At 59.6% G+C, this 17,268-nt stretch carries 16 protein-coding genes; 4 read left to right on the top strand and 12 right to left on the bottom strand.

Going from position 1 to position 17,268, the window contains the following annotated elements; genetic code table 11:
* Positions 1–312: 312 nt before the first annotated feature.
* The 12 genes from AC5RTY_RS04670 to AC5RTY_RS04615 form a co-directional block, all read right to left on the bottom strand.
* A complete protein-coding gene (locus AC5RTY_RS04670; protein ID WP_494139095.1) occupies positions 313–1,197 on the bottom strand; it encodes a sugar phosphate isomerase/epimerase family protein in 885 nt (294 codons plus the stop codon).
* Entirely contained in the window at positions 1,198–2,370 is a 1,173-nt protein-coding gene (locus tag AC5RTY_RS04665) for an alcohol dehydrogenase catalytic domain-containing protein (RefSeq protein ID WP_494139094.1), read from the bottom strand.
* Between the two features lie 147 nt (positions 2,371–2,517).
* Complete coding sequence (locus AC5RTY_RS04660) at positions 2,518–3,192, bottom strand: GntR family transcriptional regulator (protein ID WP_494139093.1); 675 nt, start codon at positions 3,190–3,192, stop codon at positions 2,518–2,520.
* A gap of 51 nt (positions 3,193–3,243) precedes the next feature.
* Positions 3,244–5,226 carry an oxidoreductase gene (locus tag AC5RTY_RS04655; protein WP_494139092.1) on the bottom strand — a complete coding sequence of 661 codons (1,983 nt, stop codon included), beginning with the start codon at positions 5,224–5,226 and terminating at the stop codon, positions 3,244–3,246.
* A 7-nt stretch (positions 5,227–5,233) separates the two neighbouring features.
* Complete coding sequence (locus AC5RTY_RS04650) at positions 5,234–5,638, bottom strand: nuclear transport factor 2 family protein (RefSeq protein WP_494139091.1); 405 nt, start codon at positions 5,636–5,638, stop codon at positions 5,234–5,236.
* 5 nt (positions 5,639–5,643) lie between these two features.
* Positions 5,644–7,020 carry an MFS transporter gene (locus AC5RTY_RS04645; protein WP_494139170.1) on the bottom strand — a complete coding sequence of 459 codons (1,377 nt, stop codon included), beginning with the start codon at positions 7,018–7,020 and terminating at the stop codon, positions 5,644–5,646.
* Positions 7,021–7,534: 514 nt separating this feature from the next.
* Positions 7,535–8,170, bottom strand: a complete 636-nt coding sequence (locus AC5RTY_RS04640; RefSeq protein WP_494139090.1) for an NAD(P)-dependent oxidoreductase — start codon at positions 8,168–8,170, stop codon at positions 7,535–7,537.
* Complete coding sequence (locus AC5RTY_RS04635; RefSeq protein ID WP_494139089.1) at positions 8,167–9,423, bottom strand: alkene reductase; 1,257 nt, start codon at positions 9,421–9,423, stop codon at positions 8,167–8,169. Before AC5RTY_RS04635 ends, AC5RTY_RS04640 begins: the two co-directional genes overlap by 4 nt.
* Positions 9,420–9,884, bottom strand: a complete 465-nt coding sequence (locus AC5RTY_RS04630) for a VOC family protein (protein WP_494139088.1) — start codon at positions 9,882–9,884, stop codon at positions 9,420–9,422. The genes AC5RTY_RS04635 and AC5RTY_RS04630 overlap by 4 nt, the downstream gene beginning before the upstream one ends.
* A 56-nt stretch (positions 9,885–9,940) precedes the next feature.
* The gene (locus AC5RTY_RS04625) at positions 9,941–10,690 is read right to left on the bottom strand and encodes an SDR family NAD(P)-dependent oxidoreductase (protein WP_494139087.1); all 750 of its coding nucleotides are present in this window, start codon (positions 10,688–10,690) and stop codon (positions 9,941–9,943) included.
* On the bottom strand, positions 10,687–11,748 hold the full coding sequence (locus AC5RTY_RS04620) for an alcohol dehydrogenase catalytic domain-containing protein (protein ID WP_494139086.1): 1,062 nt from the start codon (positions 11,746–11,748) through the stop codon (positions 10,687–10,689). Before AC5RTY_RS04620 ends, AC5RTY_RS04625 begins: the two co-directional genes overlap by 4 nt.
* 44 nt (positions 11,749–11,792) lie before the next feature.
* Positions 11,793–12,962, bottom strand: coding sequence for a sugar ABC transporter substrate-binding protein (locus AC5RTY_RS04615; RefSeq protein WP_494139085.1), 1,170 nt, complete (start codon positions 12,960–12,962; stop codon positions 11,793–11,795).
* Positions 12,963–13,218: 256 nt separating this feature from the next.
* On the opposite strand from AC5RTY_RS04615, the gene AC5RTY_RS04610 reads away from it, so the two are divergent.
* From AC5RTY_RS04610 to AC5RTY_RS04595, 4 genes are all read left to right on the top strand, one after another.
* Positions 13,219–14,754, top strand: a complete 1,536-nt coding sequence (locus AC5RTY_RS04610; RefSeq protein ID WP_494139169.1) for a sugar ABC transporter ATP-binding protein — start codon at positions 13,219–13,221, stop codon at positions 14,752–14,754.
* Between the two features lie 104 nt (positions 14,755–14,858).
* Positions 14,859–15,770: an ABC transporter permease gene (locus tag AC5RTY_RS04605; protein WP_494139084.1), complete on the top strand. Its 912-nt coding sequence runs from the start codon at positions 14,859–14,861 to the stop codon at positions 15,768–15,770.
* Positions 15,771–15,807: 37 nt separating this feature from the next.
* Complete coding sequence (locus AC5RTY_RS04600) at positions 15,808–16,254, top strand: nuclear transport factor 2 family protein (protein ID WP_494139083.1); 447 nt, start codon at positions 15,808–15,810, stop codon at positions 16,252–16,254.
* Between the two features lie 9 nt (positions 16,255–16,263).
* Entirely contained in the window at positions 16,264–16,983 is a 720-nt protein-coding gene (locus AC5RTY_RS04595; protein ID WP_494139082.1) for a GntR family transcriptional regulator, read from the top strand.
* The last annotated feature ends 285 nt before the right edge of the window (positions 16,984–17,268 follow it).

Genomic DNA, 17,268 nt, shown 5'->3' with positions numbered 1-17,268 from the left:
GCTGGGTAAACGCGAATCGAAGGAGCCAAGGTCTGCATGGAACTTTTCCCGGCGGGGAGGCAGCGCATGCCTGTAGCGGTGGAGGACCGGCTTTCGGTACAGCGGATATGATCCGAGCGCTGATTGCGGCGTCGCGGAAGCGATCGCTTTGCCGTAGTGGTTGCCGGGGGAAGGCGCTTGGCCGGGGACGATGACCTCGTCCCCGGCGCTACCAGCAATACCCAAGCGACAGGTTCGGGTACTCAATATCAAAGGTAGGGGTCATAGCCTGCGAGGCGGTCAACACCAACGGCTCGCGCGGTCCTTTTTTATTCACGACGAAACATCGTATTCCAACGCCTCGGCGATTACTCTCGAGGCCGCCTCAACGGACTCCCGGGCTGCGGCAGCAAGGTCTTTCCGCCGCCAGTCGGACGCAATGATCTCGACCGTGATAGGACATGCGATGCCTATCGACTGTAACTCCGCCAAGAAACCTGCAACGTTCAGATCCCCTGCACCTGGCGCTTTTCGACGCAATGTCGTGTCCTCGAATGGCGTGCCGATCATGTGCTGTGCTGCGTCACCGATCTGCACCGCAAACACACGTTCCGGAGGAATGTCCCGAAGGGCGTCGGTGTCATATCCTGAGCGGAACAGATGCCAGCAGTCGGCGAGGACACCGCCGTTTACGCGGTTGGCCATCGTGGCGATTTCCGATGCTGCTCGTGGCGAGTCAACGGCAGATCCAGTCATGAACTCCAGGGCAACGTTCACTCCTGAGCCGGCAGCTCGATCGCACAGAGCCGCGAAGTGTTCGGCCATGACTTCTGGACCCGGAATCTCGCCGATCGGCTGGCTTACGCCCGCCATCATCGTTTGAGCCCCGAGTATTTCCGCCATTTCAAGGAGCCGCGCTTCAGTTCGCCGGCTCTGGGATCCCCGTTCGTCGGACAAATGCCAGTTGTAGATCATTTCGACTTCGACTGTGTCTATGCCGGCATCTTCGGCGATAGTACGAAGGTCATGCCCAGAGATCCCATTTGCTGTCAGATGCTCGTAGTCGATGACAGATATCCCGAGGCCCGAGTATCCAGCCTCTGCAGCTGCATCTACGCGTTCGCGCCAACTGAAACGAGACGGCGTCCGAACGGGTGCGCCAGAGAGGGTGTAGTAGCTCGCAACCAGGTAACCGGACTCAAGGAACGTCGTCCGCATTCAGACCACGGCTCCTGCGGAAGCGACAGGGCGCTGACTCACGATTCCCCGCTCTCTTGGCGAAATTACCGCCTTCACGACAGGCTCATTCTCGTATTCGTAGGTGGTCGAAAGGGCAGTGAATGCTTCCTTTACGCTGTCGATGCCGAAGCGGTGCGACACTAAGGGCGCAAACTGGGAGCCCGTGGATTCGAGGTACCGGGCCGCGACGATGAAATCCCGGGGGCTACGGCCTCGAACCGGAATGACGCTCCGGCTGTCGCGCCACAGGTGCACATACGGATTAAGTGGTGCCTCGCCGACGTCCGCGGCGGCACCTGCCTCCATCAGTGTTCCCCCGGGCCTGAGAAATGAGAGGCCCTCGATGGTTGCGGACGGCACGCCTGCGAATCCATAGCAGATCTCGGCGCCGAGCCCACCTGTCGTGTAGGAACGTACCATCGCTTCTCGAGACAACGGGTCTCTGGCTTCGTCGATGGAGATTACTTCATCTGCTCCGAGTTGCCGTGCGAGCTCGAGCCGTGAAGTCGGCCCGCCGACGGCGATGACGCGTGCGGCGCCGGCGGCTTTGGCGAGAGCGATGCACATGAGACCCAAGGCTCCGGTCCCCTGGACGACGACTTCAGCACCGAGGGGATGCGGGCCGCGCAGGATCGCGGACGCTACGACAGACAGGGGTTCATGGAGTACAGCGACCTCTGCGGGGGCATCGATCGCAATTAGTGAGCGAGTGTCAGGAAAGCTTAAGCGCACGAACCGACTGAACCCGCCTCCGAATAGAGAAACTTCCTTTCCGTTTATCGTTTCGCTGTAGGTCTTTCGGTATGGGCACATCCAAGGTGCATTCAACTCGCGGCATTCGTGGCACTGACCGCAATTGCCGTAATATGCCGATGCGACCACGACTCGATCGCCAACTCCCAGCGGGCGTCCCAGCAAGTCGCAGAGACCGTTCGGCATCGTCGCTATGCGCCCGACCATTTCGTGGCCCATAACGATGGGACACTCACGAGAAGGCCATTCGCCTTTCCAGACATGAACGTCTGATCCACAAACACCGACGTATTCGACCTCAAGGACAACATCGGAATCTGTGGGTTCGAGCTCCCAGTCTTCTTCCTCGAAGGAGCCAAGATAGCTATTCAACACGGCAGATTTGTTCTGCAACTTCATTTGTGGCCTCCGCCAATTCTTCTGCGGCGGATGAAAGCTCCGTCGCAGCAAATTTCATGATTGGGTATTGCATTCTGCGTCAAAGAGTTGAGTGCTCGACCTCGATGCACCCTGGTGGGCAATTCGCCTTACAACTTCGATCTTCGACTAGTTGAAGGAGTTGTTCGCTGACGCTTTCTGAGACGATGCGGCGTCGAAATGATCAATGACACGAAGCCGGTGCTTACGCACTGCCTTTTCGATCTTGTCTTCCGTTGCTCCTGAACGCACAAGTTTAAGAATGTCATCGTGCTGGCGAACAGAGGAGTGCATTGACCACGAAACGACCGCGAATGCGCTCTCGAGAATGATCCGCGTCGAATCCCACTCACCCTCAAGCAGGTTGAGGAGCCTCGTGTTGGGGCACTTCACGCAAAGAAGTTGGTGGAACTCTTCATTCAGCGCCGCGAACTTCTTGACGTCAATGTCGTCGCTGGCCTCAAGCATCGCGCGCATCGCCTCATTGATTTCGGACGCGTGCTCGATGTCCGTTTCGGACATGACTTGCACCGACTGGGCGGCAGCAGCACCTTCCAGGTATGCGAGTACTTGAACTTCGTTCTGGACGACCGACCGATCGACCCACTTGACTTCTGCGCTGAAGTGCTTTCGGACTAAGACGAGGCCCTCGGATTCGAGCTTGCTGATGGCGTCGCGAACCGGAAGGTGGCTGACCCCGAACTCGGAGGCAAGGTCGCTGACGACTAGCCGGTAGCCCTCGGTGTACGTTCCGTCGATTATCCGGCTCTTGACACCGCGGTAGACACGCTCAGACTTAAGCATTAAATTCACCTAACCCACCGGTTACCGGTCCTCGAAAGCAAGGTGCCAATTCTACTTCACTGCATAACCAACCTCCGCGTATTGGCGTGCGAGTTGCAGCGCAGCAGCGTGCCCCTCGGCGACTGCAGACGCCACCCCGCGCGGTGCCGAGGCATCGCCAACGAGGACAGCCGAATCTCGAAATGGTCCGGCTGGGACCGCGGTTCGGATTCCGGTGGAAACCACCAACCCGATTTCGGTGAGTTCCAAGTCGGAGTGGAGCCCACTTTGTCGAATGATGACCCTGTCGCTTGCCGCCTCCTTGATCCAGGATTTCGTGTAAACGGGTGTTTCAGTAGCTTCGAGAAGCTGGCCAAGGCCGTGCTTCGTCGCCGGGTCGAAATTCACGCCTATCGAGTCAAAACTGGTCACGACAGCGAGGCGGGCCCGCGGTGCGAGATAGTGAGCAAGGGTTGCGGCGATGAAGTCGGTGGGCTCGCTTGCCACGAGTACCACGTTGACGTCGTTCAGGTCCCGCTTCATCAGTTCTCTCAGATCCGCTTGGAAGAGTTCAGGCCCACTCCATCTCCGGGTCCGATCGAGGTCACGGTCGTGCCACGCGACCGCATCTATGCGGCTTCCTGTGGCCACGATGACCTCGTCGAACTCTGTGAGAGAGTCCTCGGAGTCGACATGGGCACCCGTTCGTACGACAACACCCAACTTTGAGAAGCGCTCAGCAAAGTAGTCTTTGAGGTGCAGCTTCGCTTCTTGGCCAGGGAAGGCACCCGAAATGAGCAGTTGCCCTCCAAGTGATGCCTGGCGTTCAAAGAGGGTGACTTCAAAACCACCTTCGGCGGCCGATAAAGCTGCTTGCATGCCGGCGGGACCGCCCCCAATTACAGCGAGCGAACGTGCTTCTGGAATCACGGGAACCGGAGTGGATTCATCTCCGAGCGCAGGGTTTACCGCACATTTGATGGGTCCGGCAGAGATTGACTTCAGGCAATGGTTGACCGCGATACAAGGTCGAATCTCGGATCGCCGCCCCTGCTGGAGCAAGAGCGGCAGCTTCGGTTCAGCGATCAGGGGACGCGCCATACCTACGAGCTTGAGGTCACCGTTCACGACCAGCTGCTCAGCGAGGTCGAGGTCGTGAAGTTTCCCAACGCCGATCACCGGGAGTTTGAGGTGGGCTTGGATTTTCACTCCGTAGGACGCGCCCGCACCCATCGGCGTGTGGGAGTTCGCCATCATCCATTCGTACGACTCATGAGTCCCGTTAGAAGCATTGACGTAGTCGAGGAGAGCCGTTTCTTCGAGCTTTTGGAGAAGACTGATGACGTCCTTGAGCTCGAGGCCGCCGGGCAACCGGTCCTCGGCGGAAACCCTCAACCCCACGAGAAATGAGTCCCCCACTGCCTCTCGGACGGCGAGGATGACTTCACGGGCAAAACGCAGGCGCTTGTCGGCGGAACCGCCGTAGTGGTCGGTGCGACGGTTTGTCAACGGTGACAGGAACTCATGAATTAGATAACCGTGGCCGGCGTGAATCTCCACACCGTCATGGCCGGCATCTTTCATATTCACTGCGGAGGCAACGAATCCATCGATGACGCTCTGGATTTCTGAGACGGTCATCTCATGGGCTGTCTCATGCACATCCCAGCCCCGCATCGCACTCGGGGCCCACAGAGCCCCCCTGGATACCGGGCCCTGGGCGCCACAGTGGCTGAGTTGTGCAACCGACAACGCCCCGTGTCGATGGATAGCCTGGGTCACCGCCCGGTAGGGCCCGACGATCGCAGGATCGTAGGCCTTGTTCATGCCGCCGTACCAACTCGAGGCGTGAACAGCGTTGGCCTCCGTGATGATCATGGCCACGCCGCCGCTGGCACGCTCTTCCATGTATGCGACATCTCGCTCTGAGGGGGCCCCATTCACCGAGAGCGCTTTCAGGTGAGCGGTCATCACCATTCTATTGCGCAATTGCAGCCGGCCATGCTTGAACTCTTGAAAAAGAGCACGGCTGCGGTCTTTAGGAAGCTTCTCCACGACGCCCCTAGAAACCTTTATCCAGGTGCATCGCCTTCGAGCGGAACCGCAGCTTTCCGCTATCGCGCACTATCTCATCGGCGCACACGCCGGTGCTGACAACTTCAAGTGTGTCTTTTTCCGTGGCTAACACGGTCACATAGGAGCGTGTCCTTGCCATATCTTCGGTCAGATCGTCAAAGACCACATTGGTTATGAGGTGTCGGCGCTGGTCCGTCTGCTTCGCTTTGAACGATGCAACGAGATCGGAGATTGCTTTAGCGCCAATAGTCGGCTGCGACGCCTCATTCGTGGCGATTCTCATGGTGTAGTGGGCATCGTCTGTAAAGCACTCCGCCAAAGCTTCAAAATCGCGGTTGTCATGCGCCCATGTGTATCGGGCCAAAAGTTCTCGTACTTCGTTCTCGTTCATCTCTTCTACCTTTCAGTTGTGAGGACGGTGCTGGCTGATCCTGCAGCGTCTGACTTTCTGGAAGCAGGATCCAGGCCGAGCTCTTCGGTGGCCTTTTTGTAGTTATCTCGAGAAACCAGGATTGCCACGCATCCACCGATCCAGAAGACCAGCGTGAACAGGTACACCGGCACCCAGCCCAAGGCTCCAGGCCCTAGTAGCGCGAACCCAATCGTTGGCATGAATCCTGCGAGAATGAGACCAGCCTGCATTCCCACGGCCATACCGGAGAATCGAAGTGAGGCAGGGAACATTTCGGCAAAGAACGCCGGCCAAGCAGCTACAAACGCCGCGTTGGAGATCGTGATCCAGAAGACCGAGACGATCACTATAAAAACCAGGTTTCCGCTCATGAGCGCGAAGAAGTAACCGAGCGATGCCACAGCACTCCCGACTCCCGCGAAGAGCAACACCGGCCGGCGCCCTATTTTGTCCGCGAGAACACCGAAGAACGGAATAGTGAAAACCGCAAGCGCTGTAACGATTGTTTGAATTGTGAGGATAGTTCCACGCTCCAGCCCGACCTCTGGTCCAGTGGCGTAGGCAAGCCCAAAGACGTTGAAGAACGTGGTTCCGATGGCAAAGGTCATGACTACGGTGACCACGAGCATCTTTCGCCAGTGGTTCCGGAGTACGTCGAGAACCGGCAGCTTGCTGATCTCCTGCTGCTCTTTCACTTCTTCGAATACCGGCGCTTCATTCAGATGCGAACGGACCCAATAGGTGATGACCAGGACGAGGATCGAAGCAACGAAGGGAACTCGCCATCCCCAGGAGTAGAGCGATTCGGCAGGAAGCGCGGCGATAGGAATCATGACCAGTGTGCCAAGCGCAATGCCCGCTTGGGTTCCGCTTGCCATGAAGCTTGTGAAAAATGCTCGTCTGCCTGAGGGGGAGTGTTCCATGGTCAGGGTGCTTGCACCTGTTGATTCCGCCGCCACGGAGAAGCCCTGAAAAAGCCGGCAGGTGACAAGCAATGCGGGCGCCCAGAAGCCAATCATGTCGTATGTCGGGAGCAACCCGATGGCTGTTGTAGCCAGCCCCATCATGACGAGGCTTGCCATCAGAACCTTTTTCCGGCCAATGCGGTCGCCAAAATGGCCAAGCACGATTCCGCCTAATGGGCGGGCAATATAGGCCGCCCCGAAAGTGGCCAGGGAGGCGATCGCGGCAACAGCCGGATCATCCTGCGGGAAGAACAGCTTCGGAAATACCAAGGCGGCGGCCGCACCATAGATGAAAAAGTCGAAGTACTCGAGCATGCTGCCGAGGAAAGAAGCAACTGCAGCTCGGCCGGGACGCTTCTGCGCTGAAGTTTCGGTACTTGTGGTTGGTAAGGACATCATTATCCCTTTCGTCAAAGTGTATCTATAGTGACAGCGCATATTTGCTGTGTCAACAGCAAATGTCCTCCAACAAGTTTGTAACTTGGTCGGGCGCGTAACCCAATGACTGTGATGGTGCCAGGAGAGCCTCGGTAGGTAGGGCGAGGCGATCTTTGGTAGGCCGGGCTGAAGGCGCCGGCGTTTGGTTTTTGTTCTGCCAGTGGTGAATGGCGGCGTCCGTTCGAGGACGGCCGCTATATAGGCCAGCTGGCTAAAAATTCCGGATGGCCTCTCCAGATTCGTCCCGCAATGACCTTCAGTGGCGACTGGAACAAGTCGCGGCTGGTACTCCGACTGCCCGTAATCCTGTACAACTCCGGTGCGAGCCCGCGTGTAATCACCGCGCTGCTGCGCAGAAGGTCCCTGGAAAGCGCAGGTTTCCGGGGACCTTCTGCGTCAGTCGGCGGACTGAGCTTCCCGATCGGATGCGTGTAGTCTCGCCTGCCGCTGTCGGATTGTCGCCGTGATGCTGTCAGTAACCGACGGTGAAGCGGGTCCGGAAATGCCTTGGCTGCTCGAGTTCATCGACGAAGGCTGTGGCGTAGTCCTCTCCTGCGATGCTGGATGTTCCATCATCAGCCAGCAAGAGTCGGTGGCCTCCAAGACGGTAAGTGCCACGGGGTTTAACTCCGGCTTTTTCTCCAAACATTGCGCTTGGGCTTAAGTAGAACCAGTTCCTGTCAACGAATTCGTTGTTTAAGAATCCGAGGACGTCGGCATGCGCGAGTGCTTCCGGTTTTGCGGGGGTCGGGAAGGAATCGGCGTCGACCAATCGCATGCTGTCTTCCCCAAGGTGAAGGGTCCCGGCTCCGCCGACGACCCCGATTCTTGCATCGGCGGTGTACGCGTGAAGGAGGCGGAGCGCGGACAGCAGTCGGTTGCCTTCGTCGGAATGTGCACGAACCGCCAGGACGACCGCGCTGGCGTCTGCGACCGCACTGCGGACAAATTCCTCGTCCAATACATTGCCCCGAACAATCTCGTCCCTTAGACCGGATCCGGGTGCGGAGCGCGCAACTCCCGCCGCCACCAGACCGCGGCTGCGGCATTCAGAGAGGATATGCCCTCCTGCGAATCCGGTTGCTCCGAAGATGATGATCTTATTCATGACAGCATCAGGGCGGTGTAGTAGTCGCCCCCCTCGATGGAGTCCAGGGCAGGGCGGCGGATTGATTCGAGGACGGCGTCCTGACTTATAGCTTCGTCATCGATACTCTGGCGTACTTCGAGGTAGCGTGCCTCGTCTGTAAGGCTAGGGTAGTCGGTGTACCCGCGCTCGGAACCGCCGTAGTAAGAGGCACGGTCGGGGGCACGAAGGCGTTCTCCGGCCCGGATACGTTCGGGGAGGTCCGGATTGGATATGAAACCGCGGCCGAACCCGACCAGATCTGTGATTCCTTCCTGAACGGCGGTGTGCCCCGACTCCGGTGTGTGGTTTCCGGACACGATTAGAGTTCCTTCGTAGATTTCACGGAAGTGTGCGCTGGGGATCACCACTTCGCCTGCAATTGTCTCTGAACCCGAAACGTTCGGTTCCACTAGGTGGAGGTAGGCCAGAGGCCTGTCGTTCAACTCCGAGACAACGGAACTGTAAATATCCTCTTTGTCGGTGCTGTGCATATCGCCGTATGGGCTCGAGGGTGACAGCCGCACTCCGACGCGGCCCGGTCCCCAAACCCCGATCACGGCGTCGGTGACTTCCAACAGGAAGCGCATCCTGTTCTCGACTGTTCCGCCATACCGGTCGGTGCGGGCATTCGACGACTCGTTGAGGAATTGGTCGATGAGGTAGCCGCTGGCACCGTGGATTTCGACGCCATCGAATCCGGCGCGCAAGGCGTTTCTGGCTCCGTCGGCGAAGGCTGCGACTCTAGCGGGGATCTCATCGGGGCGGAGCTCCCGGGGAGTCTCGAGCGGCTGCAGCGTGCCGTCGGCGGTGAAAATCTCTCCTGTGGCCGCAATCGGTGAAGGGGCGACGGCTAGGTTAGTGCCCTTATGGAGCGAGGAGTGGGACTGGCGCCCGACATGCCAGAGCTGTAGGAAGATTCGCCCTCCGCGGCGGTGGACAGCGTCCACCACCGCACGCCACGCCTGAACCTGTTCGGGGGAGTGGATACCCGGAGTCCAAGGGAATCCTTGTCCTTCGGGGCTGATCTGGGAGCCTTCGGTGATGATCAGACCGGCGGAGGCGCGCTGCGCGTAGTAGACGGCCATTAGGTCGGTGGCGCATCCACCTGCCCCAGCGCGGCTACGCGTGAGCGGCGGCATGACGAGGCGGTTACGCAAAAGGTACGGTCCCAGCTGCACCGGGTCGAGCAGGGCATTCGCGGCGGTTGTTTCCACGCCGGCGCTTATCGTCATCTGACGGACTCCGTATTGTCCGTGGACCAAGGCTGCGAGTAGATAGAGAACCGCTCTTCCTGAATAATCTCAACCCACATGCCGTCGGGATCTTGGAAGAAGATCCAATGCGCCCGGCCGTCGGGAAGGCTGCCGATCTCTGCGGTTTCATCCACCACGCCTCGCTCCCGGAGGTCCGCCAGCGCTGCGTGAATGTCATCGGTTGCGAGGGCGAGGTGCTTCACGCCCAGAACGTCCAGCTCGTTCGCGAATCCAAGGTCCAGCGGAGGCAGGTCTTTGTTCTGCTCGAATGCGAACACTTCGATTGCATACTCATCGAGCTGGAGGTGTACCAGTGTCGCCTTGCCGCCGTCGTACATGGTTCGGTTGATTTCAATGAAGCCGAGAGCCGTGTAGAAGGCGAGGGAGGCATCGAGATCACGGACAGAGATTGCGGTGTGGTTCGGGCGGTACTTTCTCATGGAAGTTTCTTTCTAGTAGTTCTTTCTTGGTGGGTTGAGTCGTCAGACGTCAAATCTCACCACATCTGGATTCCGCCGGTGACAGGCAGGGCGGCGCCGGTGATGTTCCTGGCTCGTTCGGAGGCCAGGAAAGCGACTGCGTACCCGATGTCCTTGGGATGCTGGCCGCGCCTCAGCGGGACGCGTTCGATTTGCCGATCCCACTGTTTCGGATCGAGCGTGTCCCACATAGGGGTGCGTACGATGCCGGGGCACACGGCGTTGACATTTACGTTGTGCGCCGCTAGTTCGAGAGCGGCCGACTGTGTGATGCCGACCACGGCGAACTTCGACGCGTTGTAGGCGGAGTATTCAGCGAGAGCATTCTTGCCTGCCATCGAGGCGATGTTCACGATCTTGCCGCCGCCGGTGTCCCGGAAGTAGTGTCCGGCGGACTGACAGGCAAAGAACACCGCTTTGGCGTTGACGTTGTCGATGAGGTCCCAGTCTTTTTCCAGGACTTCGAGGAAGGCTTTCTGCTGTGCGACGCCGGCATTGTTAACAAGAATGTCGACGGGGCCGATCTTGTGCCCGACCTCCGTGAACACTGAGTCGGTGGAGCACAGGTCGGTTACATCCTGCTGTACCGGCAGCGCCGCGCCTCCCGTTTCGCGGATGATTTCACAAGTTGCCTCGGCTTTGGAGAGATCCAGGTCTGTCACCACGACGTGTGCGCCGTCCGCTGCCAGCACTTCGGCTATTCCCCGTCCGACACCCTGACCGGCGCCGGTGACGACGGCTACCTTTCCATCAAGCTGTCCGCTCATGCAATCGGCTCTCCGTTCACCCGGATGAGAATCTTTTGGTGAGTGGCATGGGGGTCCAGCAGGGCTTCCACTCCGCCGTCAACCACGTCGTCAAGCTCAATCGTGGCAGTGACGATTTTCTCCACGGGCAGCCGGCCTGCCGCGATCAGGCGCGCGGTGCGGTCCCACCCCGTGACCGGCCAGCACCAGCTGCCGACTAAAGTAGCCTGCTTGAGATTGAGCTTTGTGATGTCGATTTGGGGCTTCGTTCCGTGCAACCCGGCCTGCACTATGGTCCCGCCGGGCCGTACGGCTTGGATGCAGAGGTCCAGGGCTGGCTGCGCCCCTGCTGCTTCCACACAAGCGTCGACGCCTGATTCCAACAGCCCGTCGACCGACGCTGTGGGATCGATGACCGTCACCTGGCCGAGCTCCTTGAGCAGTGCCCGTCGATTCGGGTTGGGCTCGGAGATAATCACTTCCCCCGCCCCGGCTGCGATGGCATAAAGTGCGGACAGCGCGCCAATGGGACCGCCTCCTGTGATCAGCAGCCGTCCTCCCGGCTGCAGGCCAGTCTGCTCCACGGCGTGGACGGCAACCCCAGTGGGTTCCATCAGCGCCGTCTGCAGGGGTGATACGCCTTCCGGCATAACCGTTAGCTGCTCCGCGTTGGCGACCGCGTACTCGCCCAGCCCGCCCCACGGGTGACTCAAACCCATTGCGGCGAAGTCCGGACAACTGGTCTGCAGCCCCGCTTGGCAGGAGGCGCATCTGCCACACCAAATTCCTGGGCGGACAGCAACCAGGTCACCGACAGCCACGCCGATGGTTTCCCCACCGACCGCCGCGACCTCTGCACTGAACTCATGGCCCAGGATCTGCGGGAGTTTTGCTTCGGTCAACGGGTGGGGATCAACGGGAATCATGTCGGGCCCTGCAGTGTATTCGTGCAGGTCGGTCCCACAGATCCCTGCATAGAGCGGGCGCAACAGCACCTCGCGTGCTCCAAGGTCGCGAGCGGGTTCCGGGACATCTTCGATGCGCAGGTCGCGCTGGCCGTGGTAGACGGCAGCTTTCATGGTCTTGCTCCTTCTTGCCAACAGGGGGATGTTCTTGGGGACGGTTACTTGGCGGAAGCCCAAAGATCGAGGTAAGACTGCTTCCAGTCGACATCGCCGTCCCATGGAACTGTTGTGACGTTGTCTCCCGTGATCAGTTTGTTCGGGACGGTGTAGTTCTTCAGTTCCGGGGACAGCTCTTCGCCTGCGAACAGGCGGTTGAGCTGATCTGCTGCGGCGTAGCCCATCCAAGACAGCGGGAAGGCGATCGTCGCCTTGAGCGCGGCGTTGCCGCTCTTGATGTCCTCGAGTGCGAAGTCGTCACCGTTGAATCCGACCACACTCATCGTGTCGGCGACAGCCGACCGCTCGATGACCGGGGCGATTGCAGCATAGACGGGGTCGTAGGGAACCCATGCAGCGTTGGCGTTGGGATTCGCCTGCAGCGCTGCCTGGAACATCTGCGGAACCTGCGTCTGCAGGCTCGCGATCTGGAACGTTAGCTCTTGGGAGATCTCGCAGCCGCCGCACATTTCGTGGAGCCCTTCCTTCAGACCCTTCACTTCGTTCACCACCGACTGGAAGGCTGGATCGTTGGCGAGGATGATCTTGCCTTCACCCTCGGTTTCGACGGTCAGGAAAGCCGCGGCCCAGCGCCCTCCTTCCACACGGTCGTTTGCGACGCTTGCGTCGGCAAAACCGGGGGTCGGTGGCTCCATGATCTCGATTACCTTGATGCCGGCCTCTCGAGCGGCAGCGACGTCGGCTTTCAAGGTGCCCGCGATGGGTGCGGCCATGACGATGCCGTCAGCGCCGAGCTGGATGGCTGTCCTGACGGCCTGACGCGTCTTTTCGGGGTCGCCTGCGGGATCGATCATTTTTGTCTCCCAGCCAAGCGTTCCCGCGGCTTCCGCTGCCGCATCGACAACGGCCTTGCAACCGGCAGCTGCATAGGAGCAAGGGATCGTTACGATCAGCTTGTCCTTGGCGATTGCCGGCGAGGTGGAGGGGATGTGCAGCTCTGTTACCTCCGCGGTGGCCTGATCCACTACGGCTTGCGCCGCGCTGATGTCAGCTTCACCCGTGGCCTGGGGCGAAGCGCTCTCCGCCGCCCCGGTACACGCGGAAAGAGCCAACAGGGCCGCCACTCCGGAGGCGAGCGAAGCACCCCGGAGCGCCTTCGCCGCCCCTTTGGACCGGATCTGCTGACGGGGGGAACGTGCTTTCTGTCCCATAGAAAACTTCCTTGTTTCGAACGGTAACTGTCGTTCTGACGGCAGTTGTTGAAGGTTGCTAACGGATGTGATCATATTCACGATATGTTTGCATAGTCAAACATTTTTCGTGATCTTGGTCATGATCGTCGCTAGCACTATGGTTAAAGCCGCCATACGTCATACGTGATCAGATCCTTGATGAACTTGGGATTCAATTAGGAAGGAGAGCAGCCGCATGAAATCACCCCCTGTGCCGGCTATCAGAGTGGACAAGATGACGGTGACGTTTGGCGAGCATCGTGCGCTCGACGGGGTTTCCTTCGATATACCCTCCGGCAAAGTCACCGCACTTTTGGGAATGAACGGTTCTGGTAAGTCAACACTGATCAAGGTCCTTGCCGGTTTGTACCAGTCAGCATCCGGAAGCCGGCTCATGGTCCAAGGGCAGGAAGTTGCTCTGCCGCTCACGCCGAAGCGGGCGCATCAGTTGAACTTCCGCTTTCTGCACCAAGATGTTGGCCTGGTCGAGGCGCTTACGATCGCCGACAATTTCGGACTCGTCGACACCTTTCCAACGTCCCCGTTGACCGGCCGGATTCTTCGGCAGGAGCATGCAAATCGCACTGCGAAGATTTTGGATTCCCTCGGCATCGACGAGTACCCGGACACCCTCGTGAGCGACCTCGACATGGCAACGCGAACCATGGTGGGCATCGCGCGCATGCTCCAGTCGGGGGCCGAGTCCCACCTCAGCGATTTCCTAATAGTCCTTGACGAACCTACCGCCACACTGCCGCTACACGAGGTAGACAAGGTGCTCGAACTTGTGGAGCGGATACGCGACCAAGGAGGAACAGTCGTCTACGTCAGTCACCGAACGGACGAGGTCGAACGAATTTCCGACCATTTAGTGGTGCTGCGGGACGGCAAGCTAGTGGAGTCCCGCCCCACAGCAGGCTTACGCAGCAAGGAGATCGTTGAGCTGGTCGTGGGAGCGGGATTGTCCCGACCGGTCGCCAAGGCCGATACCTTGTCCCGCGCCCACACTGAAAACGCTTTGAGCGTTCGTCACCTCGACGGCGAGCGGTTGAATGGCTTGGGCTTCGAGCTGGAACACGGGGAAGTGCTTGGCGTAGCCGGGCTGGTGGGTTGTGGCAGGAGCGAGCTCATGCGGCTGCTGGCGGGTGCCCAAAGGCCCCGCAGCGGAGAGATGATCCTGGGAGCACAACCACTGAACCCCCGTTCCCCGGCCGACGCGGTGCGTGCTGGCATCGCGTACGTTCCCCAGGATCGACGCAACGCAGGTGTCGTCCTCGACATGAGCACATCCGAGAACCTCACCCTCGGCCGGCTTGCCCAGTACCAGCACGGGCCGTGGGTGTCTGATAAGGCGGAGCGAAAAGGCGTGGCAAGGCTTATCGCCCAGTACCGGATCAAGACGGACACGCCCAGCGCACCGATCCGTTCACTGTCCGGGGGGAACCAACAGAAGGTCTTGGTCGGCCGGGCCGCCAGCGCCAGCCCAGAGGTTCTGCTGTTGGACGAGCCTACCCAGGGTGTGGACGCCCGCGCCAAGCAAGACATCTACCAGGCCATCAGCGACCTTGCGGCCACTGGTATCGGCGTGCTTGTCGGATCCACGGACAACGAAGAACTCGTTCGTCTGTGTGACCGCGTGATCGTTCTCAACCGGGGCGTCCACACGGCGACGCTCACCGGGTCCTCCATTACAGAGGCCGGTCTCGCGCATGCCTGTACGGCCGATGCGGAGGCCCCCGCCGCAGCTATCCACAACGGATCAAGAAAGTAACCACAATGACAACCTCAACGGAAACAAGCCGCGAGACCCGCGGCGCGCAGAAGCCCATGAGATCCCGACAGTTCCAACCAAGTCGGTTCCTGTCGCAAAATGGTGTGCTGATCTTCCTGATCATCATGATCGCCACGTTCTCAATGCTCATGCCGACAACCTTCGCCACGTCGGCAAACTTCACAGGGATCATTGCAGACCAAGCCATCCCGGGAATACTCGCCCTCGCGGCGATCCTCCCGCTCGCAGCCGGCGAATTCGACCTCTCCATCGGAGCCGTGCTCGGCGTCTCCGCCATCTCCGCGATCGCACTTTCAAATTCTGGGATGCCCGACGCTATGGTCGTCCTGATTTCCCTGGCTATCGGTGCAGTCATCGGTGCCGTAAACGCAGGCTTGGTCGTGGGGATTGGGGTCAACGCATTTATTGCCACCCTCGCACTAGGCACAATCCTCGCCGGGATGAACCTGCTCATCACGGGCGGATCCCTGCTCTCCCTCGGCGGCGACGCCCTGGCCGGGATGACCACTCCCAAGATTGCCGGGCTGCAGATCGTTGTCCTCTACCTCCTGGTATTGACCGTTCTCATGTGGTTCCTGTTCGAGAAAACCCCCTTCGGCAGGTACCTGCGCGCCACAGGAATGGGCCGTGATGCCGCCCGGCTGAGCGGCGTTCGCACTGAAAGATACTTGACCCTGGCCTTCATAGGTGCCGGCGTTCTCGCCGCGCTGGCAGGGCTATTGATGGCCTCCCGCTCCGGGAGCGCGCCACCCAGCCTCGGCCCTGAATTCCTCCTGCCCGCTTACGCGGCAGCGTTCTTGGGTGCAGCCACCATCAAGCCTGGGTATTTCAACGTAGTGGGCACAATCATTGGCGTGTTCGTGCTCGCCGTCGGGTCCAATGGACTCATCATTCTCGGTGCGCAGACGTGGGTCACGAGCGTCTTCAACGGTGTTGCCCTCATCATCGCGGTATCGGCCTCCCTCCTCGTCCGACGCAAAGCCGCCCGTACCTGAAGCCCGGGACGCCTCCGTTAAAAGAAAGAGTCTTATCATGCAGAACAGTGCACAAACGGCAACCGGCGCCCTGGCCGCCGCTGACCGCATCGAAATCCACGAACTCGTCACCAGCTACGGAATTCATCACGACCGGCGCGACTTTGACTCATTGCAAGAATGCTTCACGCCCGACGCTACCTATGTAATGAACATCGTAGAAGGTCCGACCTATGGGCCCCACATCGGTCGAGAAGCCATCATTGCTCAAATCCGCGCCTTTAAGGAATCCCAGTCCGACGCGCGCCGACATCACATATCGAATGTCCAAGTCAGTCCAATCACTGCCAACGAAGCGTCGGTGATTTCCTACGTTCTTGTATCCGCCACACAAGCTTCGGAACTCACCATCAAGACCGTCGGAACATATGCCGATATCGTTGTCCGGACGGCCGATGGGTGGAAAATCGACCGTAAGGAACTCCACCTGGATTCGACCTTCTAGGTATCGGCGGTGCAACAGAGGGTTGAGAGGACGGCTATGGGTGCTGCAGGAACGAAGACAAGCTTCGCCTACAACTACATCAAACAACGGATCCTAGAAGGCGCATACTCGCCTGGCTATCGCCTCGTCTTAGATCGCATAGCGCGAGAGGCGAATGTCAGCCAGGTTCCCGTCCGCGAGGCCCTCCGTCGGCTCGAGGCCGAAGGTTACGTCGCCTACGAGCACAACGCCGGAGCACGGGTTGCCGAACTCGATTCGGCTGCATACGAAAGCACACAACATGTCATAGCCGTCCTCGAAGGTGCCGCGACTGCCAGCGCGGCACCATTCATCGGAGCCGAGGCCTGGGACCGGGCTAGGGACCTGAACAACGAGATGCGAAGACGCCGCGAAATGTTCGACGCAGAAGGATTCATGCAGCTCAACGGGCAGTTCCACGAGTTGCTTTGCGGGCCCTGCCCAAATGCCTACCTTCTGGAGCTTCTCGACCGCGAGCGTGCCCGCATGAGCATCATTCGCAGGCCTACACTTGGGATAGTCATGCGCCTGTCCCAAGCCTTCGTCGACGACCACGACAAGCTCCTTGGTCTGATCCGGGACACCCCCCGCTCGCCCGAGATCCATCTAGTAGCCCAGGCACACAAAATGAGGATATTGGACGCAGTGCGGGAGACCACGCACCATCCCGAGATATCCAAGGAGGTCGCCGCCTCGACGTGGGGTCCGTAATTCCCCGCTGAATTGCCACTTCGGATTCCCGAGCGCCAACCAAGGTGGGGCCAAACGGCTAACTTAATGACGGTCGACGTCGCACTTCTCGAAGGTGGCGCCACGGCCGATCTTGCCTTGACGCAACGGCACGGAATGCAGACAGCCGGCTTCCCTGTGCGGTTTAAGCTGCGAGGCCGGAAGCACTGTGGCAGCTGCCGCCCCGGGGCTCACGCTGCTCAATCTGCCAGAGACTGCGGAGTCGAGCGCTGAAGCTCGCAGAACACCGACCTGCCTCAGGGATTA

Source organism: Arthrobacter sp. Y3224055 (genome assembly GCF_059090825.1).
This window is presented reverse-complemented; position numbering and strand designations above follow the sequence as displayed.